The sequence below is a fragment of the Salinicoccus sp. RF5 genome (genome assembly GCF_020786625.1).
In the GTDB taxonomy this organism is placed as follows: Bacteria; Bacillota; Bacilli; order Staphylococcales; family Salinicoccaceae; genus Salinicoccus.
Genome location: NZ_JAJGRC010000001.1, coordinates 781266 through 806866 on the forward strand (window position 1 = coordinate 781266; position 25601 = coordinate 806866).

General features: G+C 53.5%; 26 protein-coding genes. 4 read left to right on the plus strand and 22 right to left on the minus strand.

Annotated elements, in window-relative coordinates; all coding sequences use genetic code 11:
- Positions 1 to 48: 48 nt before the first annotated feature.
- Positions 49 to 600: a peptide deformylase gene (def, locus tag LLU09_RS04130; protein WP_228310580.1), complete on the plus strand. Its 552-nt coding sequence runs from the start codon at positions 49 to 51 to the stop codon at positions 598 to 600.
- A 49-nt stretch (positions 601 to 649) separates the two neighbouring features.
- On the opposite strand, the gene LLU09_RS04135 is transcribed toward def, so the two are convergent.
- Positions 650 to 913 carry a hypothetical protein gene (locus LLU09_RS04135; protein WP_228310581.1) on the minus strand — a complete coding sequence of 88 codons (264 nt, stop codon included), beginning with the start codon at positions 911 to 913 and terminating at the stop codon, positions 650 to 652.
- 279 nt (positions 914 to 1192) lie between these two features.
- Between LLU09_RS04135 and LLU09_RS04140 the strand changes: the two genes are divergently transcribed.
- Entirely contained in the window at positions 1193 to 1408 is a 216-nt protein-coding gene (locus LLU09_RS04140) for a DNA-dependent RNA polymerase subunit epsilon (RefSeq protein ID WP_040106996.1), read from the plus strand.
- The gene (gene rnjA / locus LLU09_RS04145) at positions 1408 to 3087 is read left to right on the plus strand and encodes a ribonuclease J1 (protein ID WP_040106995.1); all 1680 of its coding nucleotides are present in this window, start codon (positions 1408 to 1410) and stop codon (positions 3085 to 3087) included. Before LLU09_RS04140 ends, rnjA begins: the two co-directional genes overlap by 1 nt.
- A gap of 35 nt (positions 3088 to 3122) precedes the next feature.
- Here rnjA and LLU09_RS04150 read toward each other — a convergent pair whose 3' ends face one another.
- The 10 genes from LLU09_RS04150 to auxA form a co-directional block, all read right to left on the minus strand.
- Positions 3123 to 3782 (minus strand): potassium channel family protein, encoded by a 660-nt coding sequence (locus LLU09_RS04150; RefSeq protein WP_228310582.1) that lies wholly within the window; start codon positions 3780 to 3782, stop codon positions 3123 to 3125.
- A 24-nt stretch (positions 3783 to 3806) separates the two neighbouring features.
- Positions 3807 to 4832, minus strand: a complete 1026-nt coding sequence (locus tag LLU09_RS04155) for a cytochrome d ubiquinol oxidase subunit II (protein WP_228310584.1) — start codon at positions 4830 to 4832, stop codon at positions 3807 to 3809.
- Positions 4829 to 6184 (minus strand): cytochrome ubiquinol oxidase subunit I, encoded by a 1356-nt coding sequence (locus LLU09_RS04160; protein WP_228310585.1) that lies wholly within the window; start codon positions 6182 to 6184, stop codon positions 4829 to 4831. The genes LLU09_RS04155 and LLU09_RS04160 overlap by 4 nt, the downstream gene beginning before the upstream one ends.
- Positions 6185 to 6333: 149 nt before the next feature.
- Complete coding sequence (locus LLU09_RS04165) at positions 6334 to 7629, minus strand: MFS transporter (RefSeq protein ID WP_228310586.1); 1296 nt, start codon at positions 7627 to 7629, stop codon at positions 6334 to 6336.
- 78 nt (positions 7630 to 7707) lie between these two features.
- Positions 7708 to 9435, minus strand: a complete 1728-nt coding sequence (ptsP, locus tag LLU09_RS04170; protein ID WP_228310587.1) for a phosphoenolpyruvate--protein phosphotransferase — start codon at positions 9433 to 9435, stop codon at positions 7708 to 7710.
- Positions 9435 to 9701 carry a phosphocarrier protein HPr gene (locus tag LLU09_RS04175; protein ID WP_031548319.1) on the minus strand — a complete coding sequence of 89 codons (267 nt, stop codon included), beginning with the start codon at positions 9699 to 9701 and terminating at the stop codon, positions 9435 to 9437. Before LLU09_RS04175 ends, ptsP begins: the two co-directional genes overlap by 1 nt.
- 228 nt (positions 9702 to 9929) lie before the next feature.
- Positions 9930 to 10382, minus strand: coding sequence for a hypothetical protein (locus tag LLU09_RS04180; RefSeq protein ID WP_228310588.1), 453 nt, complete (start codon positions 10380 to 10382; stop codon positions 9930 to 9932).
- A gap of 75 nt (positions 10383 to 10457) precedes the next feature.
- Entirely contained in the window at positions 10458 to 11636 is a 1179-nt protein-coding gene (locus tag LLU09_RS04185) for a class I SAM-dependent rRNA methyltransferase (RefSeq protein ID WP_228310590.1), read from the minus strand.
- Positions 11636 to 12538 carry a formimidoylglutamase gene (gene hutG, locus LLU09_RS04190; RefSeq protein ID WP_228310591.1) on the minus strand — a complete coding sequence of 301 codons (903 nt, stop codon included), beginning with the start codon at positions 12536 to 12538 and terminating at the stop codon, positions 11636 to 11638. The genes LLU09_RS04185 and hutG overlap by 1 nt, the downstream gene beginning before the upstream one ends.
- Before the next feature lie 3 nt (positions 12539 to 12541).
- On the minus strand, positions 12542 to 13765 hold the full coding sequence (gene auxA, locus LLU09_RS04195; protein WP_228310592.1) for a lipoteichoic acid stability factor AuxA: 1224 nt from the start codon (positions 13763 to 13765) through the stop codon (positions 12542 to 12544).
- Positions 13766 to 13961: 196 nt separating this feature from the next.
- Here auxA and LLU09_RS04200 point away from each other — a divergent pair, with 196 nt between their 5' ends.
- The gene (locus tag LLU09_RS04200) at positions 13962 to 14150 is read left to right on the plus strand and encodes a hypothetical protein (RefSeq protein ID WP_228310593.1); all 189 of its coding nucleotides are present in this window, start codon (positions 13962 to 13964) and stop codon (positions 14148 to 14150) included.
- Between the two features lie 279 nt (positions 14151 to 14429).
- Here LLU09_RS04200 and purD read toward each other — a convergent pair whose 3' ends face one another.
- From purD to purE, 11 genes are read right to left on the minus strand one after another with little or no spacing between them, the layout of a single operon-like run.
- Positions 14430 to 15680, minus strand: coding sequence for a phosphoribosylamine--glycine ligase (gene purD, locus LLU09_RS04205; protein WP_228310594.1), 1251 nt, complete (start codon positions 15678 to 15680; stop codon positions 14430 to 14432).
- Between the two features lie 55 nt (positions 15681 to 15735).
- Entirely contained in the window at positions 15736 to 17214 is a 1479-nt protein-coding gene (gene purH / locus LLU09_RS04210; protein ID WP_228310595.1) for a bifunctional phosphoribosylaminoimidazolecarboxamide formyltransferase/IMP cyclohydrolase, read from the minus strand.
- Positions 17195 to 17782, minus strand: a complete 588-nt coding sequence (gene purN, locus LLU09_RS04215) for a phosphoribosylglycinamide formyltransferase (protein ID WP_228310596.1) — start codon at positions 17780 to 17782, stop codon at positions 17195 to 17197. Before purN ends, purH begins: the two co-directional genes overlap by 20 nt.
- On the minus strand, positions 17772 to 18794 hold the full coding sequence (purM, locus tag LLU09_RS04220; protein WP_228310597.1) for a phosphoribosylformylglycinamidine cyclo-ligase: 1023 nt from the start codon (positions 18792 to 18794) through the stop codon (positions 17772 to 17774). The genes purN and purM overlap by 11 nt, the downstream gene beginning before the upstream one ends.
- A gap of 1 nt (position 18795) precedes the next feature.
- Complete coding sequence (purF, locus tag LLU09_RS04225; protein ID WP_228310598.1) at positions 18796 to 20214, minus strand: amidophosphoribosyltransferase; 1419 nt, start codon at positions 20212 to 20214, stop codon at positions 18796 to 18798.
- The gene (gene purL / locus LLU09_RS04230; protein WP_228310599.1) at positions 20193 to 22370 is read right to left on the minus strand and encodes a phosphoribosylformylglycinamidine synthase subunit PurL; all 2178 of its coding nucleotides are present in this window, start codon (positions 22368 to 22370) and stop codon (positions 20193 to 20195) included. The genes purF and purL overlap by 22 nt, the downstream gene beginning before the upstream one ends.
- Positions 22354 to 23031: a phosphoribosylformylglycinamidine synthase subunit PurQ gene (purQ, locus tag LLU09_RS04235; RefSeq protein ID WP_228310600.1), complete on the minus strand. Its 678-nt coding sequence runs from the start codon at positions 23029 to 23031 to the stop codon at positions 22354 to 22356. The genes purL and purQ overlap by 17 nt, the downstream gene beginning before the upstream one ends.
- Positions 23031 to 23288: a phosphoribosylformylglycinamidine synthase subunit PurS gene (gene purS, locus LLU09_RS04240; protein WP_228310601.1), complete on the minus strand. Its 258-nt coding sequence runs from the start codon at positions 23286 to 23288 to the stop codon at positions 23031 to 23033. Before purS ends, purQ begins: the two co-directional genes overlap by 1 nt.
- The gene (gene purC, locus LLU09_RS04245; protein WP_228311120.1) at positions 23288 to 23992 is read right to left on the minus strand and encodes a phosphoribosylaminoimidazolesuccinocarboxamide synthase; all 705 of its coding nucleotides are present in this window, start codon (positions 23990 to 23992) and stop codon (positions 23288 to 23290) included. The genes purS and purC overlap by 1 nt, the downstream gene beginning before the upstream one ends.
- Positions 23989 to 25110 carry a 5-(carboxyamino)imidazole ribonucleotide synthase gene (gene purK / locus LLU09_RS04250; RefSeq protein WP_228310602.1) on the minus strand — a complete coding sequence of 374 codons (1122 nt, stop codon included), beginning with the start codon at positions 25108 to 25110 and terminating at the stop codon, positions 23989 to 23991. Before purK ends, purC begins: the two co-directional genes overlap by 4 nt.
- Positions 25097 to 25579, minus strand: coding sequence for a 5-(carboxyamino)imidazole ribonucleotide mutase (purE, locus tag LLU09_RS04255; RefSeq protein WP_228310603.1), 483 nt, complete (start codon positions 25577 to 25579; stop codon positions 25097 to 25099). Before purE ends, purK begins: the two co-directional genes overlap by 14 nt.
- Between the last annotated feature and the right edge of the window lie 22 nt (positions 25580 to 25601).

Below are 25601 nucleotides of genomic sequence, written 5' to 3' on the forward strand. Positions count from 1 at the left end.
TATTATAGTATAATAAATAATAGTATAGATAAAACAGGAGGGTTTATTTTGTTGACAATGAAAGATATCGTACGGGACCCCGATCCGATGCTCCGGACGAAAGTCGCGGAAGTCATAGATATAGATGAAGAGACGGTCTCGGAGCTCAAGGAGATGAGGGAGTATCTCGTCAATTCACAGGATCCCGAAACCTCTGAAAAGTATGGCCTCCGTCCCGGCGTCGGCCTTGCAGCACCACAGGTCGGCCTCAATAAGCGCATGCTCGCCGTCTATATGGAAGGTGACGAGGGGGAGGTCCTCCATGACTACATGCTGATCAACCCGAAGGTGAAGAGCCATTCGGTGACCGAGACCTATCTCCCGGGCGGTGAAGGCTGCCTCAGCGTCGATGGGGAGATTCCGGGTCTCGTGCACCGCTACCAGAGGATCAGGGTCACTGCCACAGACATCCACGGCGAACCGGTGGAAGTGAAGGCGAAGGGCATGCTTGCAGTCGTGCTGCAGCACGAACTCGACCACCTCGATGGCATCATGTTCTATGACCGCATCGACGACGAACTGCCGATGGAGCCGAAGAATGGAGCCACTCCTGTAGAATAGAGATGAAGCGGCTCGATCGAGCCGCTTCTTTTTTCTGCAGTGGATGCGGTCAGATGAAATCATCACGCCTCTCCCTGAATGGTACATTGTTTTCATACAGCTTGTCCTTAAGTCCCGCGAACGTTTCGTGGTCCATGATCTCCGGATCGTGGTCATGGCGCTTCTTGTGCACATCCTCGACCGTTTCATGCGCATCATAGACGTAGTTCATGACCACCATGTCCGGATGGATGTTGAACTCCACCATCGTCATATTCCTATCCTGGCGCTCCATCTCGAGGAGCACCCCTTCCAGTATACGCTTGTCCTTCATCTCTCTCCCCCCATTCCCCACCATTATAAAGTCTTTGCATGTCTTCCGTCTATAATGTAAAATAAACTTAAGCTGATAAGGGATGTGGTCTTATTGCTCAAACGGTTGAGAAAAAGGCTGAAGGAGAGGCTTGGACGCATTCTCGGTAGGAAAGGGTTGCTGAACAACGAATTCATGAAGAGGGACTGACCCACCCTCTTTCCTGTGCTGCTTCTTACAGCGCACATTTTTTAATGGTTTGGAAATCATGCATATAAAAGCAAAAGGAGAATATATTAAATGGCAGTATTCAAAGTTTTTTTCCAGGAAGCACTGGATAGCCGCATCATCCGTGAGGACACCCTCACACGTTATTACGAAGCGGAATCCGAAACGGAAGTCCGCAGCATTCTAAGCGATTCATCATACAATATCGAATTCGTACAGGAATTGAGTCCCTCACACCTGGAATACGAAAAAGAGCATAACGAAGATTTCAAGGTTGAAAACGCCTGATGGGACTTGAAAATGGAGAAGTAGGCGTTTTTGCCCTCGGGGGACTCGGGGAAATCGGCAAGAACACCTATTGTATCGAATATAAAGACGAGATCATCATGATTGACGCAGGCATCAAATTTCCGGATGATGAACAGCTTGGCATCGACTATGTCATTCCGGACTACACCTACCTCAAGGAGAACAAGGAACGGATCAGCGCACTGATCATCACCCACGGCCATGAGGACCACATCGGCGGCATTCCTTTCCTGCTCAAGGAGATCAATGTTCCCATCTATTCCGGTCCGCTTGCGCTCGGCCTGATCCGCAACAAACTCGAGGAACACCACCTCCTGCGTACTGCAGAGCTCAACCCGATCAAGGAGGACACGGTGCTCAAGTTCAAGCATATGTCCGTCGAGTTCTACCTCACCACCCACTCCATTCCGGAGGCATATGGTGTGATCGTACGAACGCCGGAAGGCAACATCGTCCACACGGGCGACTTCAAATTCGACTTCACACCAGTCGGAGAACCTGCAAACATCGCCAAGATGGCAGCACTCGGGGAAGAGGGCGTACTCTGCCTCCTGTCCGATTCGACGAATGCGACTGTACCGAACTTCACAATCAGTGAAAAGGAAGTCGGCCAGAATGTCGAGGACATATTCAGGAAATGCAGCGGCCGCATCATCTTCGCCACATTCGCCTCAAACATCTATCGTGTGCAGCAGGCGATTGACGCTGCGATAAAATTCGACCGCAAGATCTGCATATTCGGCCGCAGCATGGAAAACAACATCAAGATAGGCCTTGAACTCGGCTACATCAAAGCACCGCCTGAGACATTCATCGAACCGAAGATGATCAACAGCATCGAAAAGCACAAGGTCATGATGCTGTGTACGGGATCCCAGGGCGAGCCGATGGCAGCCCTCTCACGGATTGCCAACGGTACACACCGTCAGATCAGCATCATTCCGGACGACACCGTCGTCTTCAGTTCATCTCCGATTCCGGGCAACACGCTCAGCATCAACCGTACGATCAATGCATTGTACAAGGCCGGCGCAGATGTGATACACGGCAAACTGTCGAACATCCACACATCCGGCCACGGTTCCCAGGAAGAGCAGAAACTGATGCTCCGCCTGATGCGTCCGAAGTACTTCATGCCGATCCACGGCGAGTACCGTATGCTGCACCTCCACAAGGAGCTTGCAGTGAACACCGGAATGGACCCGGACAACATCTTCCTCATGGAGATCGGTGATGTGCTGGCACTGAAGCGTGACAGCGCAAGGCACAGCCATAGGGTGCCTGCCGGCACCGTCTTCGTCGACGGCATCGGCATCGGCGATATCGGCAACATCGTCCTCCGGGACAGGAAGGACCTCTCCGAGGAAGGTCTTGCGATCGTCGTCGTTTCCATCGACTTCGAGACGAAGACACTGCTCAGTGGTCCTGACATCATATCGCGCGGGTTCGTATACATGCGTGAATCCTACGGTCTCATCCGCAGTGCGGAGAAGAAGATCAAGGGAGATGTCATCAACCTCCTGAATACGAAGGAAAATGTAGAATGGTACCACGTAAAACAGCTCATCATCGAAGAGCTGAGCAACCACCTATACCGCAAGACACACAGGAAACCAATGATCCTACCGACGATCATGAGAGTCGATCAGCAGAAATAAAAAAAGAACATCCGGCGCTGCCGGATGTTCTTTTTTTATCGGGTCAATGACTTTTCAAAGCGTGTCAGATCATCATCGTTGCCGATCATGATGAGTATATCCTCCTTCTGGATGTTGACCGTCGGATCGGGGCTGACGATGATGTCCTCACCCCGTTTGATCGCAATGACGCTGACACCGTACTCTGCCCGTATATCGAGGTCGAGCAGCGACTGGTCCGAGAGCTTCTCCTCGGCCATGATCTCGACGATCGAATGTTCATCGGACAGTTCCAGATAATCAAGCACCGAACTCGAGGCGAGCTTATGGGCGACCCTCCGTCCCATATCCCGCTCCGGATGGATGACGACATCGGCGCCGATCTTCTCAAGCACACGTGCATGGTAGTCATTCTGAGCCTTTACGCTTACCTTCTTGACACCAAGGTCCTTGAGCAGCAGTGTCGTCAGTATGCTCGACTGGATGTTGTCGCCGATCGCCACGATGACATTGTCGAAGTTGCCGAGGCCGAGGTCCTTCAGCACCGTTTCGTCAGTCGTATCGCCGATGACCGCCTGGGTTGCGATGTCTATGAACTCATTGACGCGGTTCTCATCAGCGTCGACCGCCAGAACATCCATTTCAAGCACTCTGAGTTCACGGACGATGCTCCCCCCGAACCGGCCGAGCCCGATGACTGCATAATCTTTATTCATCTTATCACCTGTCCATCCTCAATGTTAGTACTTGCTGTTGTCCTTTCCCTGTACATACTCCTTGTCGAACAGGAACAGTCTCATGAGAAGGACAAGACTTGGCACCAATAATAGTAAACCTAAAATGAAGACGACTGTCAAACTGAAAGCCATGCTTTCATTGACGACGGCCGTATTGATGTCCACATACGGATAAAGGATGTAGGGCAGCTTGCTGATGCCATATCCGTAGAAGGCAAAGGCAAACTGCAGCATGATCATGATGAATGCAAGTCCGAATGCGCGCTTCCTCCAGATCAGGAATACTGCAACGCCCATGGAGGCAAGACTCAGTCCGAACAGGTACCAGTAATCCTGGGCACGCAGGAAGTGTTCATAGTTGTGTTCCCGGAGTCCCAGGAAGACGAACTGTGAAATGAACAGCATCGGCAACGTCCATATGAGGAACCATCTGCGCACAAGATGCAGTGCCTGAGAATCCTGAGCCCGCGCTGCATAGAATGTCAGGAAGCCGCTGGAGACATAGAGGACTGTGATGATGGCCAGGAATACGACCGACCACCCATAGGTGCTGAACAGCAGTTCCTCGAGCTGCAGCTGGATGCCGTCCCCCTCCTCCACGATATAGCCCCCCTCCGATATGACAAGGGCCATGGAAAGCGAGGCTGGTATCAGCAGGCCAGTGCCTCCGTAGAGGAATGTCCAGGACAGTTTCGGCTCCTTGTTGTAGGAGTTGAAGGCATAGTAGCTGCCCCGTATCGCAAGCAATATCAGTGCGATGCTTCCGGGAATCAGCAGTGTCGTCCCATAGTAGTAGGCCGTATCCGGATAGAAACCGACGATGCCGACGAAGAAGAAGACGAAGAAGACATTCGTCACTTCCCACACGGGACTCAGGTAGCGCTGGATGATCGGGCTGATGACGTTGTCATCCCCTGTAAGCTTCGAGTAGAAGTTGAAGAAGCCGGCACCGAAGTCGATCGATGCCACGATGATATATCCATAAAGGAATGTCCATAGTACAGTCACTCCGATGATTTCATAATTCATGGCAGCCGACCTCCTTTGTAGTCCTCACCGTACATTTCAAGCCGTTCCGTATCGGCACTCTTGCCCTGGAACATCTTGAGCAGTACATAGATGCATGTGACGCCGAGCACTGCATAGAGCAGTACGAATGCGATGAGTGTCAGACCAAGGCCGTCGGCGTTCGTCACAGCCTCAGACACCCGCATATAGCCGCGCAGAATCCATGGCTGTCGTCCCATCTCTGCCAGGAACCATCCGGATTCTATTGCCGCCATCGACAACGGTCCGGTCAGTACATAGGCGTACAGGAGCGCCGGATGATGTTCATCGAATTTCGAGAACTTCGCCAGGAAGTAAATGAGGGCCACGGTCAGCCCGTACATTCCGAAGAACACCATCATGTCGAAGAAGTAGTGGATGATCAGCGGCGGATGTTCATCCTCCGGTATGTCGTTCAGGCCGGTCACCTCAGTATCGAAGGAGTTTCCGGCGAGAAAACTGAGCACACTCGGTATCTTGATTGCGTAGCTGACTTCCTGGGTCTCCTCATCGAGCACCCCGAAAAGGACCAGATCCGCATTATCTTCGGTCTCAAAGTGCCATTCCATCGCCGCCAGCTTCTCAGGCTGATGCTCATGCAGGAATTTTGCCGAAAGGTCCCCGGCGAGCACTGTCAGGGATGCCATGACCAGTCCGAGCACCATCATGACCTTAAGGCCCTTCTTATGATATTCCCTGTCCTCCTTGAACTTGGAACGCAGCAGCTTGAAGGCACCGATTGAAGCGATGATGAATACCGCCGTCATGTATGCCGTCACTACAACGTGGAATATCCTCACCCAGCTGGAAGGGTTGAACATTGCTGCAAGCGGGTCCACATTGACCAGCGCGCCATCTACAAGATCGAACCCTGCCGGCGTATTCATGAACGAGTTGACTGTCGTGATGAACACGGCGGACAAAGTCGAGCCGATGACGATCGGTATGTTGAGCAGCCAGTGATGCCATGGGTTTTTGAAACGGTCCCATGTATAAAGGAATATGCCGAGGAATATCGCCTCGAAGAAGAAGGCGAATGTTTCCATGAACAGCGGCAGTGCGATGATCTGTCCGCCGAGCCGCATGAAATCCGGCCATATCAGGGACAGTTGGAGCCCGATGATGGTCCCAGTCACGACGCCGACAGCGACAGTCACGGTATAACCTTTCGCTATCCTTCTTGCCATGGTCAAGTACATGGCATCCTTATTACGCAGTCCCAGAAATTCCAGAACCATGAAGACAATCGGTATCCCGACACCGATCGTCGCAAAAATTATATGGAATCCCAGAGTGGATGCAGTCAGTACACGACCAATGATTACCTCATCCATTCGATCACCTCTCAATTAATGTATCCTGAATATACGACGGATTGCCCCTCTATGGCATTCAAGATCATGATGAATTCATGACAATTTTGTGAAATAATTATCATTCTCAATTTATTATTCTATCGTATCATGCCCTGAATTACAATTATTTAAACCGGCGATCGATCCTCCTTGACCTTAAGATGGAACAGTATTCCAATCACGATCATGACGATGAGGCTCGTGATCGCCATGCGGGATGCCAGCACCCCATAATCCGCCAGCATCAGTGTGATAGAGCCATATATGAAGGGGCCTATGACAGCACTCATTTTTGCGCTGAAGGCGAACAGGCCGAAGAACTGCCCTTCTTTTCCTTCAGGGGAAAGCTCTATGATCATCGTCCGGCTCACCACCCAGGTCGATCCCATTGCCACACCGAAGAGCGAAGCTGCGATCCAGAAAGTCCACATCGGCAGCGGTATGGCTGCTATCGCCACCGCAACCGCCAGCAACACGGCGATGATTACGAAAGTGCGCTTCGAACCGAACCCCCTATTGATGAAGCTGAATACGATTGCCCCGATGATGCTGAACAGTGTCGCCACCATGAAGATGATGAGGAATGTGCCGGGAGCGAATCCCACTACCGTCGTGGCATAGGGCTGCATCATCGCAATGGCCGTGGCCAGTGCGTCGTTGACGAAGAAATAGGCGATCATGAAATAGAATATGGATGGATACGCCCGCGCTTCGACGAATGTCCTGTAGATGTCACGGTATCCCTTCAAAAAGGCCTGCTTCGGCTTCTGTTCCGAAGGCGGATCCCTGTTGATGAAGAAAAGCGGCAGCGCGAATACGAGGAAGAGCAGGCCGGACAGCCAGAATGTATGGTGCACCGCCCGATCTCCGATGATCAGGAGGACCGAGAAGATGCCGAACAGGGTACCCATATACCCGAGCGCTACCCCATAGCCCGAAATGAGGGGGATTTCCTTTTTGTTCCCCAGTCCTGAGAGCATGGCGTCATAGAAGACGTTGCCCGAGTTGAAGGCGAACTTTGCGGCGACGAAGAACAATATGGTCAGCACAAGCCCGTTCGGCAGTCCGAACCACCTTCCTGTGTCCATGCCGCCGAATATCCCCATGCCTACAGAAGCGGTGACGCACAGCAGCGTAAATATGATGACATACCGCCTGCGCCTGCCCGTCCGGTCCATCGTCACCCCGTACAGGGGGGCAAATGCAATCAGCAGTATCGCCGCAACGGCATTCGCATAGGCGATGATGGTGGATGCTATCTGTTCGAGCCGCGGGTTGGTCCCCACCATCTCGGTAATATACTGGGGGAAGAACAGGGTGACGATGTTGGCGCTGAATATGGTGTTGGCAAAATCATAGAGTGCGAAAGCAAGAATCGGCAGCGTAAGATAGAGTTCCATCGGACGGCGCACAGTTTCCTTCATCATCTGATCCTCCTCAGCCCTTTTCTGCAATCATGACGGCAAAAAACACGCACGGATGCATCCGTGCGTGTGATGTTTCTATATCTTGCCTGTATATTCCTCAACCAGTGCAAGCACTTCTTCCGAATCCTTGCATTCGATTGCGGATGCGGCCAGACGTTCCATATCCGTCTTCTTGAGTTGGGAAATCTGCTTACGCGCCTTGAGTACTGAAGATGCGCTCATGGAGAACTCATCGAGTCCGAGCCCAAGAAGCAGTGGCACAGCCTGTTCATCGCCGGCCATCTCTCCGCACATGCCGGCCCATTTGCCTTCCTTGTGAGCTGCATCAATGACCATCTTGATGAGTCTGAGAAGTGCAGGATGGTGCGGCTGGTACAGATAGCTTACGGACTCGTTCATCCGGTCTGCAGCCATAGTGTACTGGATCAGGTCATTCGTTCCGATGGAGAAGAAGTCCACCACTTTCGCAAACTGGTCTGCGAGGATTGCCGCTGAAGGGATTTCGACCATGATACCGACTTCGATATCCTCTTTGATCTTCTCACCTTCATCGACGAGCTTGTCCTTCTCTTCGATCAGCAGTGCCTTCGCACGGTTGAATTCATCTATGGTAGCAATCATCGGGAACATGATCTTCAGGTTGCCATGCTGGCTCGCACGGAGCAGTGCACGCAGCTGTGTCCTGAACAGATCCGGATTATCTAGCGTCATGCGCACGGCGCGGTGGCCGAGGAAAGGATTCATTTCCTTCGGCAGATCCAGGTAAGGCAGTTCCTTGTCTCCGCCGACATCCAGTGTACGTACGACGACCGGCTTGTCATCCATGTCCTCGAGCACCTTCTTGTAGGCTTCGTACTGTTCCTCTTCAGTCGGCAGCTCATTCCGGCCCATATAGAGGAACTCGGTACGGTAGAGGCCGATGCCTTCGGCGCCGTTCGATTTCACGCCGTCCAGGTCGTCCGGCGTACCGATGTTCGCAGCGAGCTCCACAGCGATGCCGTCCATCGTTTCGGATGGTTCATCTACAAGCTTCTGCAGTTCCGCCTTCTCTTCCTGTACACGTGCTTCCTTGTCCTTATAGACCAGGACTTCCTCTTCAGTCGGATTGACGATGACTTCCCCTGCGCTGCCATCCACGATGATATCATCGCCGACTTTCGCAACAGCCGTTATCTCCTTCGTTCCGACGACAGCCGGTATCTCGAGGGAACGGGACATGATTGCAGAGTGGGACGTACGTCCGCCCACATTCGTCACAAAACCTTTGACGAAATTCTTATCCAGCTGGGCTGTGTCCGAAGGCGTCAGATCTTCTGCAACAATCACAACAGGTGTATCGATCTTACTCGGGTCAGGCAGTTCCTTTCCGAGCATATGGGCGAGGACGCGCTTGGATACATCTTTGATATCCGCCGCCCGTTCCTTCATGTATTCATTCTCCATATTCTCGAAGATTGCAACGAACTGGTCCCGCGTTTCCAGAAGTGCCTGAGGCGCACTCTTCTGGTCGTTGCGGATATGGGCTTCAATCGGTCCGAGGAACTCCGGATCATCGAGCACAAGCAGGTGTGCATCGAATATCGCAGCATGCTCCGGGCCGACAGCCTCTTCCGCATGATTCCTGATTTTGGTGATTTCTACTTTGGATTGGTTGAAAGCAGCCTTGAAACGTTCAACCTCGGCATCTTCCTGGCCGGGTTCAATCTGTTTACCTTCAAATGTCAGGTCAGGCTCTTCCAGGGAGTATACAGGTGCAATCGCTACACCGTCACTCGCACCAATTCCTTTCAGGATGTTTGACATCAGTCGGTCAGTCCTTCTTTGGAAAGAGTTTCAGTAATCGCTTCAATTGCCTCAGTTTCATCTTTGCCTTCCGCATACACGGAAACTTCGGAATCCTTGCCTACACCGAGTGACATGACGCCCATGATGGATTTGAGATTCACTTTCTTGCTGTTGTATTCAAGCTGGATGTCGGAATCGAATTTGGATGCTGTCTGTACCAGAATTGTAGCTGGTCTTGCGTGAATTCCTGTTTCGTCTGTAATGAGATAAGATTTTTGTTCCATTGCGTTAGTCTCCTTTAGAATGCGTTATAAGTTTACATGATAGACATACATGGTTAGCTTCATTGTACCACGTATAATTGCGATATTCTAATATACCACCATCGTTGCAGGCGTAAACTTTTCACTTTTTGTCCCACATGGGTCAAAAATTATATTCGTACTCCAGACCGTGCCCAAATAAAAAAAGCCTTCTTCGGGAATTTTCCCCGAAGAAGGAGCATAAGCCTGTCAGACCGTCTGGCTTTTGGCCATTTCAACACATTTATCGACATAGTCGTTGCCAAGTTTCTGCATCACTTTATAGCTTACTGCAGCACCGATGACCCTGCTGAGGAGCGGGATGACCCCAAACTTTGTGAGCTTGGAATTCTTGGACCCCCTCTTCAGCAGCATCTTGGTTGTCTGGCTGCCTATGAATTCGCTCCCGATGCTGGTCGCCATCACGGCAGCACGGTTCATCAGATCGTCGGAAATGTCATTGACCTGCTTGTGGTCGAAGCCGAAGATCTCTTCTGCCTCCTGTCTGATGTCCTTCATCAGCTTCATATCCGTACCGACGTCGAGCAATGGTATCGGCAGGGCTGCTGCGATGGAGGAGTACAGGGATTTCTGATGAACCATTTCACGGGCTTCCTGCTCTTTTTCCTCTATCTGCTGTTCAGTGAGCGGTTGGGCGCACATATTCAAAACTCCTTTGTACATTATTTTGATCATCGTCGTTTTGAATATACCCATTTCAGTCCACTGATAACCAATCTACTTGTTGATCTGCACCGTGACCACCTTGAGGTACTTGCCATTCTTGTATCCCTTCACAGTCGGGTAGTCCTTGGGCAGCCCCTTGACATCGACAAGCGTATAGGAATAGCCGGCATCTGTCAGCGTCCTGTCGATCTGGCGCTTGAACTGGTTAAGCGTGAATGACTCGAGGTTCTGGCTGAGTATCAGATGGCCCCCTGGCTTCAGTACCTTGAGCGCTTCCCTGATGAGCTTCGGGAAATCCCGCTCCACTTTGAACACCTTTTTGCCGAAGCGTGAGAAGCTTGGCGGATCGATCAGTATCGCATCAAAGCGCTGGCGGTTCCGCTCCGCATATTTCAAGTATTCGAAAGCTTCCATTATATAGATGCTCTGGCCGTCGAGCGACATGTTGTTGGCATTGAAGTTTTCCGTGATCAGTTCACGGCTCCGCTTCGCCAGGTCGACGCTCGTCGTCATCATTCCACCCTCTCTCGCAGCGATTGAAAATGTCCCGCTGTAGCTGAAGAGGTTGAGGAACGATTTCGCGTTGAACGGGTTGTGGATCAGCGTCTTGCGTGTCTCACGCTGATCCAGGAACAGCCGCGTCATCGGTCCTTCATCGAGATGTACACTGTAGATCATCCCGGATTCCTTTACCGTAATGGGAAATTCGACATTGCCCATGACACGTCGGTTTACCGTCTCCATCTTCCCCTGATCGCTGAAACGCGTCTGCTCCGTTATGGAGTCCGGTTTCAGCTCCACCATCAATGTCTTGATGATCAGGTCCCGGATTTTGTAGATGCCCCGGGAATAGAAGGTGATGAGGAGATGATTGTCATAGTTGTCGACGGTGAAGCCGCCGATGCCGTCCCCGATTTCATTGAAGAGGCGGAATGCCGTCGTATCCTCCTGGTTGTAGAGGGGGGCGCGCTTCTCCAGCGCTTCCCTGATCCGCCGCCCAATGAAGGCATCATCTATCGCCTCCTGCTCATCGCGCGTCAGCACCCAGCCCTGGGCCTTCTGCTCGAAACTGATCATGGCGATGCCGACCAGCCTGCCATAGGTATCTTCAAGCTTGACGATTTCACCATCCTTCAGGAATGTGTCGTCGCTCAGGTCTTCCCTGTCTATGTTCAGCTGCCCATTCATATAGGCACGTTCGTGTCCTCTTTTCAGCTGTATCGTATTCATCAAAATGTCTCCCTTTCTGTCATGAAGGTGTGGAATAGACTTGCGGCCAGACTGCTTGTCCGGTCATCGGTATCAAGGGCCGGGGCCACTTCACTGATGTCGAAGCTTACAAGATTGGAAAGCTTGGCAAGTTGTGCTACCATACCATGAATTTCCTGCGCCGTATAGCCATTCTGGGCAGGCATGCTTGTGCCGGGTGCCACACTCTGCTGCACAGAGTCCATGCAGAGCGTCCCGAACACCACATCATATTCCGACAGCTTGGAGAGGGTGTGTGCGTATGCGTCTGCGGACCGCACTTCATCCATCATTGCATAATGCACGCCGAATGCATCCGCCGTATCGAACAGTGTCTTGGTATTGCCGGAAGACTGGATTCCGAGGACATGATAGTCGATGTCCTCATCCTCTGAGAGGATCTGGTGGAACATCGTGCCGGAAGACGGCCTTTCATCCCGCAGGTCGAAATGGGCATCGAAGTTCACAACCGCAATCCGCTTGTCCGGATAGGCCTTACGCACACCGAGGTAATGCCCGTAGAGGGTCTCGTGGCCGCCGCCGATGATGAGCGGGAACTGGTCCCGGGCGAGCACTTCCCCCACACATTCGCCGAGCGCCTCCTGGGAAGCTTCCAGATCCTCATCCCCCACGACACTGCCGTAGTCGTATACAGGCTCCGTATAGGGCAGTGATGCCATCTTCTGCCGGACTTTCACAGGACCATCGAATGCACCGGTGCGCCCCTTGTTGCGCCGCACCCCTTCATCAGAGCGGAAACCGATGAATACCGGTACGCTGGCAGGCGTCTCTTCACTCCACTGGCTGATGACCTGATGCACACGTTCCTTCACATCCGGATTGTCTGTTCTCCCTGTAAAAGTATGATGTTCAATATGCTTCATCTGTTATCTCCCCTTTTCATGAAATTCCTTGAATATGCTTATGATGAGCAGCGGTGTTGTCAATAGGACGAGCAGGATGTTGAATGGCAGTATGAACAGCGACAGTTCCACATCCCTGAAGAGGGTGATGAACAGGCTGACCGTCACTTTCAGCCAGAGGGCGGTGATGATGATCATCTGACGGTGATAGTACTTGTTCTGCGTCATGTTGAAGAATGTTGTGAACAGGTACGCCACTGCCAGCGCGAGGGCGATGAACAGGTTGACCCATTCATATATATACTGCATGTCGGATATTCTGAAATAGCCTTCCGTGAAGACCCCATGCCGATTATTGAATTCAATCAGGATGAAGATCAGCACAAGCGTTCCGAGCAGCAGTTCCAAATAATTCGGCTTGAGCCAGGATGGAAACTCGATTTCCATGAACGTCTTCACCCTGTGCAACAGGCCGTTGCGCATGTCATACAGCTGTTTTGAGAATCCCAGATATTCGTCCGGGTGCAGCCTCCGCTTTCTGTTCTTCCGGGATAATGTCGCCTGGTCCCCCTTCTTCGGCTTCTTGAGGAGGTTCTTCGACTTCGACAGGAAGACCCCCACCCAGAGTGCCATGAGCGACAGCACCCAGAGGGTGCCGAAAAATGTATTGATCGATAGGACATCCGTCGGGGACAGCGTCGTATCGATATTCGAATAGACGGCAGTCTGTGTAAAGAAATAGGCCAGTCCATAGAAGGACAATATGACCATATAGTGCTCCTTGCGGTGCCTCGGGTCCAGCTGCTCATTGAAGATGTTGTAGAGCATATGGACGATGAACGCCAAAAGGAACAGCAGAGCAAACCATCCGTAGACCTGGAACATCAGCAATGTCGTCAGCAGGAACAGAAAGAACGAGAGCCCGATGAAGAAGAAGGACAACTCTGTATCATACTCCGTCGTTTTGCGAATGAGCTGGGCGATCTTGAACATCCCAAGACCGAACAGGATCGACAGGATGCCCGCGATGATCGGGAACCCGCCGATCACCATCCCCAATATATTCAGAACCTCGACAAAAAAAGCATCGAACAGATCGAAAAACGTATCTATCTGCGGCGTCTCCACAGCTTCTCCATCGCTTCTGATCCTGCCTGTATTGAACAATATGAACAGTCCCAGAACGACGAAGAAGACCCCCAGGAGGACGCTGATTATCACTTCACTTTGTTGCTTCAACCACTTCATTTGATTTCACCTCAATATCCCTTCCCATTATAGAGGAATTCCTTTCTGAATGCATCGAATGACCCATCATCAGAAAAAGAAATATTAAAATTTTTGTTTAGGAAATCTCAGCCATGGGTATACCTCAACTAACAGCAGATAAGTAATTAATATATATGATATCAACCCAAACCAAGTATCCCTAGGAGTGATTTCAATGGACTTTAAAGATAAAGATAAGAAATCCGAAATCGAAGATGCAGCACAGGAAGCCCGCACCAAGGAAAACCCATCGGAAGAGATGGATACCGAGGCAGACAGAAAAGTGGATAAGGGGAAAGACCTTGAACGGGACGAATCCGGTTCTGAAAGGACAGAAGACGAGATTCAGGATTCATTCGAATAGGAAAAAGGCGTTGCCATTACACGGACGGTGTTCTGGCGACGCCTTTTTTGTGGATTTTTATTTTTGAATGGGCCAATTGTCGTTCGTGGCCTTCACCAATGATAATTGGAGGCCCAACTGTCACTCGCGATCCTCACCAATGACAATTGGAGGCCTAACTGTCACTCGCGGTCTTCACCAATGACAATTGGAGGCCCAACTGTCACTCGCGGTCCTCACCAATGACAATTGGAGGCCCAACTGTCACTCGTTAAATGCATCTATGGTAACAGAAACCGATCATTCCCGGTTCAATGCCCTTTTGGCGATATCCCTTCTCAGGAAAAGGCCCCCCTCGTCAAATTTCACTTTGCCCACATTGGAATATGCATCTTCTACGGCAGCTTCGATCGAGGCACCTTCGCCGGTGACGAGAAGCACACGGCCGCCGTTGGTGTGCCATCCATCATCCACCTGTTCAAGGCCGCTTACATAACACGCATCGCGCACCGCATCAAAATCGATGGTGTGCCCTTTTTCATATGCCATCGGGTAGCCCGCACTTGCGAGCATGACCCCGACCTTGTATGCCGGCGAGAAGGTCAGCTCAAACGGCGCCTTCTTTTCCACCTTTTCAAGCACATCAATGAAGTCATCCTCCATCAGCGAAAGGAGGATCTGCGCTTCGGGGTCGCCGAAGCGGGCATTGAATTCAATGACTTTGACGCCATCCTCCGTCACGATGGCCCCGAGGTAGAGGACACCGAAGTAGTCGAGCCCTTCCGCCACCATCGCATGCGCCATCGGTTCGACGATCTGTTCGACTGCTGCCCGCCTCACCGGCTCTTTGATGTGTTCCACCGGCGCATAGGCGCCCATGCCGCCGGTATTCGGTCCTTCGTCACCATCGAATGCGCGCTTATGATCCTGGGCGATGATTTCGAAGGAATGCGTGTACTCGCCGTTGACGAGCACCATCAGGGAGAACTCCTCCCCTTCCAGGAACTCTTCTATGACGACCGGCGCATCCGAATCTTCCATCAGTACATCCAGACCCGCCAGCGCCTCGTCCATATCCCTAGCGACGACGACGCCTTTGCCTGCGGCAAGCCCATCCTTTTTCAGGACGATCGGCGCCCCCACCGATTCTATGTATCGATAGGCAGCATCATAGTCAGTGAAGGATTCATACTTCGCTGTCGGAATCCCGTGACGCTCCATGATGTCCTTGGCGAATGCCTTGGAGGACTCGACTTTGGATTCTTCCTTCCTGGGTCCGAACACTTTGATGCCCTTCCCTTCCAGAAAATCCGCCACGCCGCCGCTTAACGGTGCTTCCGGACCGACGATCACCCACTCCACCACATTACTTGTGCAAAGATCCGCCATCGCTTCGAAGTCGGTCTCCCCGATTTCCGGATGCACTTCTGCAACATCCCGCATGCCATCGTTCCCCGGCATGACGAAGACTTTATCCACACGCTCCGAATCGGAAAGCTTCCTTGCGAGTGCGTGCTCCCTGCCTCCGCCACCGATTACAGCCACATTCATAAAACCGCCCCTTCCGATATTAAAACAGCCGGACGCATCCGGCTGTATCCATTGATCAATGCTTGAAATGCCTCATACCCGTGAAGACCATCGCCATGTCATGCGCGTTGCAGAAATCGATGGATTCCTGGTCGCGTTTGGAGCCGCCCGGCTGGATGACCGAGCGGATGCCATGCGCATGCGCCAGTTCGACAGTATCCGGCATCGGGAAGAAGCCGTCACTTGCCATCACGACATTGTCACCGAGTTCAAGTGCCCGGTCGATGGCGATTTTGAGCGCACCGACACGGTTCATCTGTCCGGCACCGATGCCGACGGTCTGCTTTTCATTCGCCAGGACGATCGCATTGCTTTTGACATGCTTGGAAACTTCCCAGGCCAGCGCCATCGCCGTCATCTGTTCACGCGTCGGCTTGTTTTCCGTAACCACCTTGATTTCGTTCTCCTGGAGTGCACCCGTATCCTGGGACTGGACGAGATAGCCGCCGGACACGCTGACGAACTCCTCTGCATGCTCATCCTCACGGAAGTCGGCCTCGAGCAGCCTGACGTTCTTCTTCTGGGTGAGCACTTCAAGTGCCGCCTCATCGAAATTCGGCGCAATGATGACTTCAAGGAAGATGGAATGGAGCTGTTCCGCCGTCTCCCGGTCGACCGTCTTGTTGAGCGCAACGATGCCGCCGAAGATCGACTGGCTGTCCGCTTCATGGGCGTTCCTGAATGCTTCCGCAATCGTTTCGCCAGTGCCTACACCGCAAGGGTTCATGTGCTTGACGGCGACCGCCACCGGCATCGTGAACTTCTTGGCCAGCTGGAACGCGGCATCGGCATCACGCAGGTTGTTGTAGGACAGCGCCTTGCCATGGAGCACATCGGCATTGAGGATCGTATTCCGGTCCTCCGTCGTCCTGACAAGACGGGCCGACTGGTGCGGATTCTCGCCATAGCGGAGCGTCTCCTCAGCTTGGCTGAAGTGGTTGACGATCGCCTGGTCGTAGTCGTTCGTATGGCGGAACACTTTGATCATGAGGGAGCGGCGGTATGTCTCATCGAGCGTATCCGATTCGATACGCTGGATGACTTCACCATAGTCTTCCGGCGAGACAACCGTTGTGACATGCTTGAAGTTCTTGGCAGCGGCACGCAGCATGGTCGGTCCACCGATGTCGATGTTCTCGACCGCGTCATGTTCAGTCACATCCGCCTGCGCCACCGTCTCCTTGAACGGATAGAGGTTCACCGCCACCAGATCGATCGGTGCAATGCCCTCCGATTCGAGTGCCGCCATGTGCGACTTGTTGTCGCGGTCTGCAAGTATTCCTCCATGGACGGCCGGATGGAGCGTCTTCACACGTCCGTCCAGTATTTCTTCGAAGCCTGTCAGCGTGCTGACGTTCTCGACCGGGACTCCGAAGGATTCTATCTCCTTCAGTGTGCCCCCTGTGGAATAGATTTCATAGTCATTGCGCGCAAGACCGCGCACGAATGGTTCGAGTCCCCTCTTATCGGAAACGCTAATGAGTGCTTTCTTCATCGTCTCTCTCCTTTAGAACTTTTTTGATGGCTTTTGGATAGAGTGCATACTCCGTCTCATGGATTTTGCGTGCGACCGCTTCAAGCGTGTCCCCCGCTTCGATCATCACCGGCATCTGGTCGATGATCTCCCCCGTGTCGATGCCGGCATCGACGAAGTGTACGGTCACACCGGTCACCTTCACACCGTATTCATAGGCATCTCGGATGCCGTCCCTGCCCTTGAAGCTCGGCAGCAGGGAAGGATGGACATTGATGATGCGGCGTTCGAACCGCTCAATGAAGGGGGCCGACAGAATCCGCATGTATCCGGCGAGCAGTATATAAGAAATGTCGTATGCCCCGAGTGTCTTCATGATGGCCGATTCATGCGCCGCTTTCGACGGATGATCCCCCCGTGCGTGGACCACGCAGGGGATGCCCAGCCGTTCCGCGCGGGTGACGGCAAACGCATCCTTGTTATCGGTGATCAAGACGGCGATCTCCATGCCGATGTTCCCGGCACGGTGTGCAAGGTTTTCAAAGTTCGTGCCTCCTCCGGAAGCGAGGACCGCAACCCTAGTAGCCATGGATCGTCAAGCCGCTTCCTTCGGTCACTTCCCCGATCACAACGGGCGCCTCACCGGCGGCTTCCAGGATCCCGAGCGTACGGTCGGCTTCGTCCCGGCCGACACAGAGTATGAATCCAATACCCATGTTAAACACATTATACGCTTCTTTCCTGTCCATTTCCCCCAAGGAGATGAGCCAGTCGATGATTTTAGGCACTGCAATTTTCGAGGCGTCGATGTCGATTCCCGCATCTTCAGGGAAGGCACGCGGTATGTTTTCGATGAATCCGCCGCCCGTAATATGGCTCATCGCCCTCACCTCGACCTGTTCCAATACAGCAAGCACACTTTTCACATAGATGCGTGTCGGCTCAAGCAGCAGGTCGATGATCGGTGTACCGTCCAGTGTATCGTCTACATCCACCGAATAGTCAGCGAGCCATTTCCTGACGAGGCTGTAGCCGTTGGAATGGATGCCGCTTGAAGGGAGGCCGATGATCTGGTCGCCCGGCTCTGCATTCGAGCCGTCGATGTATTTCGTCTTCTCCACCGCGCCGACGCTGAATCCGGCGATGTCATATTCGCCTTCTCCATACATGTCGCCCATCTCGGCAGTTTCGCCGCCGATGAGTGCACAGCCCGCCATCTGGCAGCCTGCTGACACGCCTTCGACGATCTGCTCGATATGCGTCGGGACCACCTTATTGACCGCGATGTAATCGAGGAAATAGAGCGGTTCTGCGCCTGTCGTCAGGATGTCGTTGACGCACATCGCCACGGCGTCGATGCCGATGGTGTTATGGCGGCCATGATCGATCGCAAGCTTGAGTTTCGTGCCGACCCCGTCCGTTCCGGAAACGAGGACTGGGGATTTCATGTTCAGGCTGGACAGGTCGAAAGCCGCACCGAAGCCACCGAGTCCGCCGATGACCTCCTTGCGCATCGTCCGTTTGACATGGGATTTGATCTGGTTGACTGCCTGGTATCCGGCCGTGATGTCCACGCCGGCATCTCTATACTGTTCTGACATGTCAGACCCCTTTCGTTTTCAGATCCTTCTCCTGAGGCAGGAGGCGATCGATGATTTCAATAGGATAATTGCCTGTGAAGCAGGCGTCACACTGGCCTTTGGAGCCATAGGAATAGTATACATCATGCATCGCATCGACCGACAGGTACGTCAGCGAATCGGCACCGATTTCATCCCGGATCTCCTCCGTGGATTTCTGGGATGCGATGATTTCCGCATGCGTCGAAACATCGATGCCATAGAAGCATGGATTCTTGAGCGGCGGGGAGGATACACCCATGTGCACTTCCTTCGCCCCGGCCTTCTTCAGTGCCTTGACGATGAAGCGGCTTGTCGTCCCCCGTACGATGGAGTCATCAATGACGATGATGCTTTTTCCCTCGACGACATCCCTTACAGGGGAAAGCTTCATGCGCACTGCACGTTCGCGCGCTTCCTGCCCTTTCGAAATGAACGTCCGGCCGACATAGCGGTTTTTGAGGAGCCCCTGCTCCTGCGGGATGCCGGATGCTTCCGAGAATCCTTTTGCCGCTGCCAGACTCGAGTCAGGTACACCAACGACGATGTCCGCATCAACATCCATTTCCCTGGCGAGCTCACGCCCGAGCGATTTGCGGATGGTATATGTCGAAGTATTGCGGAATTCTGAATCTGCACGTGCAAAATAGATGTATTCCATCGAGCACATGTTGGGATGGCGTGAATCCGTGTAGTAGTCGTACTCGATGCCCTTGCCACTCAGTGTGATCAGTTCCCCCGGTTCGATATCCCGGATGTACTCTGCACCGATGGCCGTGAATGCGCATGTTTCACTCGCCACGCAGTAGGCCCCGTCCACCATGCCGAGCATGAGCGGACGCACACCGTGGTCATCCAGTGCGATCGTCAGTGAATCCTCATCCAGGATGACGAACGCGAACGCCCCCTTCAGCTGGCGCAGCGCCGTCTTGATGCGCTGCTTTTTGTCCGTGCTCTTATTTTTGCGGATCAGGTGCGCCAGCACTTCGGAATCGGAGGACGTCTGAAAGATCGCCCCGTCGTCCTCAAGCGCCTCACGCACACTGATGGCGTTGACGAGGTTGCCGTTGTGGGCAAGCCCGAGGTCGCCCTTGTGGCTTTTGAACAGGAATGGCTGGACATTCGATATCTCACTGCCGCCCGTCGTAGCATAGCGGACATGTCCGATGGCATGCGGAAACGTTTCAAGAGACATCAGCTGCTCCCTCGACAGTGCTTCCGTCAGAAGCCCCATGCCGCGGGCGCCGAAAAGGTATTCCCCGTTCGAACAGACGATGCCTGCACCCTCCTGGCCCCTGTGCTGCAGGCTGTGGAGTGCCATATACGTCAGTTCGCTCGCCTGCGGGTGGTTGAATACGCCGAATACGCCGCATTCTTCATTCAGTCCATGGATGTCATACATTGCGGGATTGCCCCCTCCCAAGTATTTGAAATCGCTTCGATGCTCCGGTCGATGGTCAGGTCACGGGTACCGATATGGAATCCTTCGTCCGTCAGTCTGCCGATTTCTTTGCCGTCCCTGATGTCGAGGCCGGCGGGTGCAATCACAATGTAGCGGGAAGCATTCTCTGCGAAGAGGTCCTCCCCGTCAAGGTCGATCTCCACATCCATGCCGAGATGATGGAATGCTGAAAGCTGGGCCAGTTTGATGGCGATGCCACCGCGGCCGACCGGCGCTATTTTCTTCACTTCACCATTGATGAGGCGTCCACGGAGATCCATGCCGCGTGCATACTCGAGTTCCAGATCGATGTCGCGTGTCTGCTTCCTGATGTCATTGTCGATCAGTTTTTCGATCTGGCTGCCGGCGAATGATTTCGTCGTCTCACCGACGAGGTAGACTGCATCACCAGCTGAAATTTCTATACCGGCCATGAAGTTGACATCTTCGATCAGCCCGACCATGCCGATGACCGGTGTCGGGAGGATGGTGCCCTTGGATTCGTTGTACAGGCTGACATTGCCGGATACGACAGGCGTCGACAGCTTTTCACATGCTTCCGCCATGCCGCGTGTGGAAGCTTCAAGCTGGTGGTAGATCTCAGGCTTTTCCGGGCTGCCGTAGTTCAGGCAGTCCGTCATCGCAAGCGGCAGTGCACCGGTCGAAATGATGCTGCGGAAAGTCTGGGCCACCGCTTCCTTGCCGCCGTTCAACGGATCGGCATAGACATAGCGGCTCTTGCCGTCGATTGCCATGGCAATCGCCTTGTCCGTGCCTTCTACTCTGACGACGCCTGAACCGAAGCCGGATTTTTGGACGGTGTTCGCTCCGACCTGGTTGTCGTACTGTTCATATATATAGCGTTTCGAACCATGCGTCGGATGGCCGATGAGCGCATCGAACACTTTGTTCAGATCCTGGTCGCTGTAGCTGTATGGTGTTTCGTCCTGCGCCGGCGCCTCGCCTTCAAGAATGTAGACAGGTGCTTCATCGGACAGCGGCTGTACCGGGATGTCCGCATATTTTTCACCATGGAAGAAAAGTTCCAGACGGTCGGTATCCGTCACTTCTCCGATGACAGCAGCATCGAGCTCGTAGCCTTCGAACATGTCGAGGAACTTGTCCTCGGATCCCGCTTCGACGACGAGCAGCATGCGCTCCTGCGTCTCCGACAGCATCATTTCATACGGTGTGATGCCTTCTTCCCTGACCGGCACCTGATCGAGGTGGAGCGCAATGCCGGACTCACCCTTCGCGGCCATTTCAGCGCTTGATGAAGTGAGTCCTGCCGCACCCATATCCTGGATGCCGACGAGTTCCGGCTGCCTGATGGCATCAAGTGTCGCCTCCATCAGCTTCTTGCCGGTGAATGGATCGCCGATCTGGACCGACGGGCGCTTCGATTCGGATTCATCCGTCAGTTCCTCTGAGGCGAATGTCGCCCCGTGGATGCCGTCGCGGCCTGTCTTGAGTCCGACGTAGATGACCTTATTGCCGGTACCTTTGGCCGTGCCCTTCTGGATCTTGTCATGGTCGATCGTACCGACGCACATCGCGTTGACGAGCGGATTGCCGTCATAGGAAGGATCGAATTCCACTTCACCCGATACCGTCGGGATGCCGATGCAGTTGCCGTAGCCGCCGATGCCTGCAACGACACCGCGCAGCAGCCGGCGGTTGTTCGGTTCTGAGAGTTCGCCGAAACGCAGGGAGTTCAGGAGGCCGATTGGACGCGCACCGATGGAGACGATGTCGCGGATGATGCCGCCGACTCCCGTGGCTGCGCCCTGATAGGGTTCTACAGCCGATGGGTGGTTATGGGATTCCACTTTGAACACGACCGCCTGGTCATCGCCGATGTCGACGACGCCGGCACCTTCGCCCGGCCCCATCAGTACACGGTCGCCCGTCGTCGGAAACTGCTTAAGGAATGGCTTCGAATGCTTGTAGGAGCAGTGCTCGCTCCACATGACCGAGAAGATGCCCGTTTCCGTGTAGTTCGGCTGCCTGCCGAGGATCTCGACGACCTTGTCGTACTCGGAATCGGTCAGCCCCATATCGGCGTACAGTTTTTCATTCAGTATATCCTGTTCAGTCGGTTCAGTGAATGTGATCATGATTAGCCTCCCAAGCATTCATTTTTTCAAAAAGCCTCAATCCGTCGTCGCTGCCGAGCAGCTTTTCAAGCGCACGTTCAGGATGCGGCATCAGGCCGAATACATTGCCCGCTTCGTTGACGACGCCGGCGATGTCCGCCCTGGAGCCGTTCGGATTGTCATTATATGTGAGTACGATCCTGTCGTTTTCGACAAGGGTATCGTATGTCTCGTCATCGCAGTAGTAGTGCCCTTCGCCATGTGCAACCGGGAAGGTGACGGCTTCTCCCTTTTCGTATCCGCTCGTGAACGCCGTTTCATTGTTCGTGATCGTCAGCACCTCGTTGCGGGAGATGAATGTATGCGTATCGTTGAAGATGAGTGCCCCCGGCAGGAGGCCGATTTCGGTCAATATCTGGAATCCGTTGCAGACCCCGAGGACCGGCTTGCCTGCTGCCGCCGCCTCTTTTATGGCCCCGGTGATCGGTGCCACACTCGCCATCGCACCGCTCCTCAAGTAGTCGCCGAATGAGAAGCCGCCCGGGATCAGTACGCCATCATATCCTTCGAGGGAAGTTTCACGGTAGTCGACATACTCCGCCTCGCCGCCTGCCTTGATGGCGGCATTCAGCATGTCCCTGTCACAGTTCGACCCTGGAAATTTCACGACTGCAAACTTCATTATTGGGACACCTCGTCAAGGATCCTGTACGTGTATGTTTCGATGACCGTATTCGTGAACAGCTTCTCCGACAGCTGGCGCACACTGTCGTCGATCTTTGCATCATCCGTTTCATCTATTTCGAAATAAAGGACCTTGCCGACGCGGATGTTGTTGATTTCATCATGGTCGAGCTCGTGCACCGCGCGGTTCAGTGCCTCCCCTTGAGTATCCAGTACCTGTGGTTTCAGTGTGACGATCAGTTCTACCTTTTTCATTATCTAATGGCCTCCATCTTGTTATAGAATGCGGTGTACGTATCGAGCAGTGAGCCTGTGCTGTTGCGGTATACATCCTTGTCGAAATTCTCCTTCGTCTCCATATCGACGATGCGGCATGTATCCGGTGAAATCTCATCTGCAAGGACGATGTTTCCATCCTGGTCCTTGCCGAACTCTATCTTGAAGTCGATGAGGGAGAGTGACATCTCAGCCATCATCCGGCTGAGCACGGTGTTTATCTTCAGAGCGGCCGTCTTAAGCGCCCTGATCTCCTCAGTTGTCGCAAGCCCGAGCATCAGCACGTGGTCGTCCGTCAGGATCGGATCGCCGAGGTCGTCGTTCTTGTAGAAGAACTCGACGAGCGGCGGATCGAGCGGCTGGTGGGATTCCAGTCCAAGGCGCTTGACGATGCTGCCCGCAGCAAAGTTCCTGACCACCACTTCGAGTGGGATGATGTCGACGGCGCGTACAAGCTGCTCCGTCTCGCTGATGCGCTCCACAAAGTGCGAGTCGACGCCGTTTGATGCCATGTATTCGAAGATGTCGGCGGAGATCAGATTGTTGAGCCGTCCCTTTCCTTCAAGGAAATCGTGCTTTTCCCCGTTCCCTGCCGTCACTTCGTCCTTGTATTCGATGCGGTAGACGCCATCCACCTCCGTTTTGAAGACCCGTTTCGCTTTTCCTTCATATAAGAGCATTATGCTTCGACTCCCCTGATAAATTTTTGTTCCAGATGATCGAGTGTCGTGTCGACATCATCCGTAAGCAGTGTCACATGACCCATCTTGCGGGCAGGTTTGCGGCCGGTCTTGCCGTAGACATGCACATGCCAGTCCGGCTGGCTGAACAGTGTGTCCTCCAGACGGTCGAGGTCGTCGCCGAGCAGGTTCATCATGATCGCCTGCTGATGCTGGCGGACTTCCGGCATCGGGTGGTCGAGCAGCGCCAGGATATGGGCATCGAACTGGCTGATGCTGCATGACTCGATCGTGTGGTGGGCCGAATTGTGCGGCCTCGGGGCAATTTCATTCACATACAGCCGGCCTTCCCGGTCGATGAAGAATTCCACTGTGAACACGCCGACGAAATGCATGGCTTTCATGATCTGCTGCACGGCGCGCTTCGCCTCTTTTGTGTAGTCGATGCGTGAAGGGGCAATCGTACGGTAAAGGATCTGGTCCTTGTGGAGATTCTCCTGCAGCGGGAAATGGGTGACCTGTCCGCTTGTGCTGCGTGCCGTCGTCAGGGAGACTTCACGCTCCAGTCGGAGGTACTTCTCCACCACCCATTCCGCTTCGTCGAATGGGATGGATGCTTCTGTCAGGTCCGCTTCCGTTTCAATCACCATCTGACCCTTGCCGTCATAGCCGCCCGTCGTCGTCTTGACGATGACCGGCAGGCCGTGCTCCTGGATGAATCCATCCAGTGATTCCTCATCTTCTATTTTCTGATACGGGACGATGTCGGCGCCCGCCGCCTGTATCGCCGCCTTCTCGAGATCGCGGTTCTGGAGTGTCAGCACCGTTTCCGCACCCTGCGGCACGTTATAGTCATGGACGAGCGTCCGGAGAATATGCGCATCGATGTTTTCGAATTCATAAGTGACGACGTCGGATAGTTCACACAGCTGCTTCAATGACTCGAAATCACTGAAGGGCGCGTGGATGAACGTATGGCACGTCGCTCTTGCCGGTGCATCTTCTGATGGATCGAGTATTGCCACCCTGTATCCCATCCTGAGTGCACTCTGTGCAAGCATCTTGCCGAGCTGGCCGCCTCCGATGATTCCGATTGTACCTCCGAGACTAATTGAGCTCATCCTGCATCGCCTCCACTTTCTCTTCCAATGATTTCGTGTATGCCTCAAGCCTGTCATAGATTTCCGGTTCGCCTACTGCAAGCATCCTTGCCGCCAGTATGCCGGCATTCGTGCTGCCCGCCTTGCCGATCGCCGTCGTCGCCACCGGGATGCCGCCCGGCATCTGGACGATGGACAGCAGGGAATCCAGACCCTGCAGCGCCTTCGATTCGATCGGTACGCCGATGACCGGGATGTTCGTCATCGAAGCCACCATGCCCGGGAGATGTGCCGCCCCGCCAGCCCCCGCAATGATTACCTTGATGCCGCGCGATTTCGCTGTTTTTGCATAATCCATCATCATTTCCGGTGTACGATGGGCACTTACCACTTTCTTTTCGTACGGTATTGAAAAAGTATCCAGCATGTCACCAGCATGCTTCATCGTCGGCCAGTCCGAAGAACTGCCCATAATTATTCCAACTGTCATGAATAAATACCCTCTCTATATC

Bases quoted from the DNA above. Each gene is read 5' to 3' on its own strand.
- LLU09_RS04135 (WP_228310581.1), bottom strand. From the start codon at position 913: ATGAAGGACAAGCGTATACTGGAAGGGGTGCTCCTCGAGATGGAGCGC.
- LLU09_RS04140 (WP_040106996.1), top strand. From the start codon at position 1,193: ATGGCAGTATTCAAAGTTTTTTTCCAGGAAGCACTGGATAGCCGCATC.
- rnjA (WP_040106995.1), top strand. From the start codon at position 1,408: ATGGGACTTGAAAATGGAGAAGTAGGCGTTTTTGCCCTCGGGGGACTC.
- LLU09_RS04150 (WP_228310582.1), bottom strand. From the start codon at position 3,782: ATGAATAAAGATTATGCAGTCATCGGGCTCGGCCGGTTCGGGGGGAGC.
- LLU09_RS04155 (WP_228310584.1), bottom strand. From the start codon at position 4,832: ATGAATTATGAAATCATCGGAGTGACTGTACTATGGACATTCCTTTAT.
- LLU09_RS04160 (WP_228310585.1), bottom strand. From the start codon at position 6,184: ATGGATGAGGTAATCATTGGTCGTGTACTGACTGCATCCACTCTGGGA.
- LLU09_RS04165 (WP_228310586.1), bottom strand. From the start codon at position 7,629: ATGAAGGAAACTGTGCGCCGTCCGATGGAACTCTATCTTACGCTGCCG.
- ptsP (WP_228310587.1), bottom strand. From the start codon at position 9,435: ATGTCAAACATCCTGAAAGGAATTGGTGCGAGTGACGGTGTAGCGATT.
- LLU09_RS04175 (WP_031548319.1), bottom strand. From the start codon at position 9,701: ATGGAACAAAAATCTTATCTCATTACAGACGAAACAGGAATTCACGCA.
- LLU09_RS04180 (WP_228310588.1), bottom strand. From the start codon at position 10,382: ATGTGCGCCCAACCGCTCACTGAACAGCAGATAGAGGAAAAAGAGCAG.
- LLU09_RS04185 (WP_228310590.1), bottom strand. From the start codon at position 11,636: ATGAATACGATACAGCTGAAAAGAGGACACGAACGTGCCTATATGAAT.
- hutG (WP_228310591.1), bottom strand. From the start codon at position 12,538: ATGAAGCATATTGAACATCATACTTTTACAGGGAGAACAGACAATCCG.
- auxA (WP_228310592.1), bottom strand. From the start codon at position 13,765: ATGAAGTGGTTGAAGCAACAAAGTGAAGTGATAATCAGCGTCCTCCTG.
- LLU09_RS04200 (WP_228310593.1), top strand. From the start codon at position 13,962: ATGGACTTTAAAGATAAAGATAAGAAATCCGAAATCGAAGATGCAGCA.
- purD (WP_228310594.1), bottom strand. From the start codon at position 15,680: ATGAATGTGGCTGTAATCGGTGGCGGAGGCAGGGAGCACGCACTCGCA.
- purH (WP_228310595.1), bottom strand. From the start codon at position 17,214: ATGAAGAAAGCACTCATTAGCGTTTCCGATAAGAGGGGACTCGAACCA.
- purN (WP_228310596.1), bottom strand. From the start codon at position 17,782: ATGGCTACTAGGGTTGCGGTCCTCGCTTCCGGAGGAGGCACGAACTTT.
- purM (WP_228310597.1), bottom strand. From the start codon at position 18,794: ATGTCAGAACAGTATAGAGATGCCGGCGTGGACATCACGGCCGGATAC.
- purF (WP_228310598.1), bottom strand. From the start codon at position 20,214: ATGTATGACATCCATGGACTGAATGAAGAATGCGGCGTATTCGGCGTA.
- purL (WP_228310599.1), bottom strand. From the start codon at position 22,370: ATGATCACATTCACTGAACCGACTGAACAGGATATACTGAATGAAAAA.
- purQ (WP_228310600.1), bottom strand. From the start codon at position 23,031: ATGAAGTTTGCAGTCGTGAAATTTCCAGGGTCGAACTGTGACAGGGAC.
- purS (WP_228310601.1), bottom strand. From the start codon at position 23,288: ATGAAAAAGGTAGAACTGATCGTCACACTGAAACCACAGGTACTGGAT.
- purK (WP_228310602.1), bottom strand. From the start codon at position 25,110: ATGAGCTCAATTAGTCTCGGAGGTACAATCGGAATCATCGGAGGCGGC.
- purE (WP_228310603.1), bottom strand. From the start codon at position 25,579: ATGACAGTTGGAATAATTATGGGCAGTTCTTCGGACTGGCCGACGATG.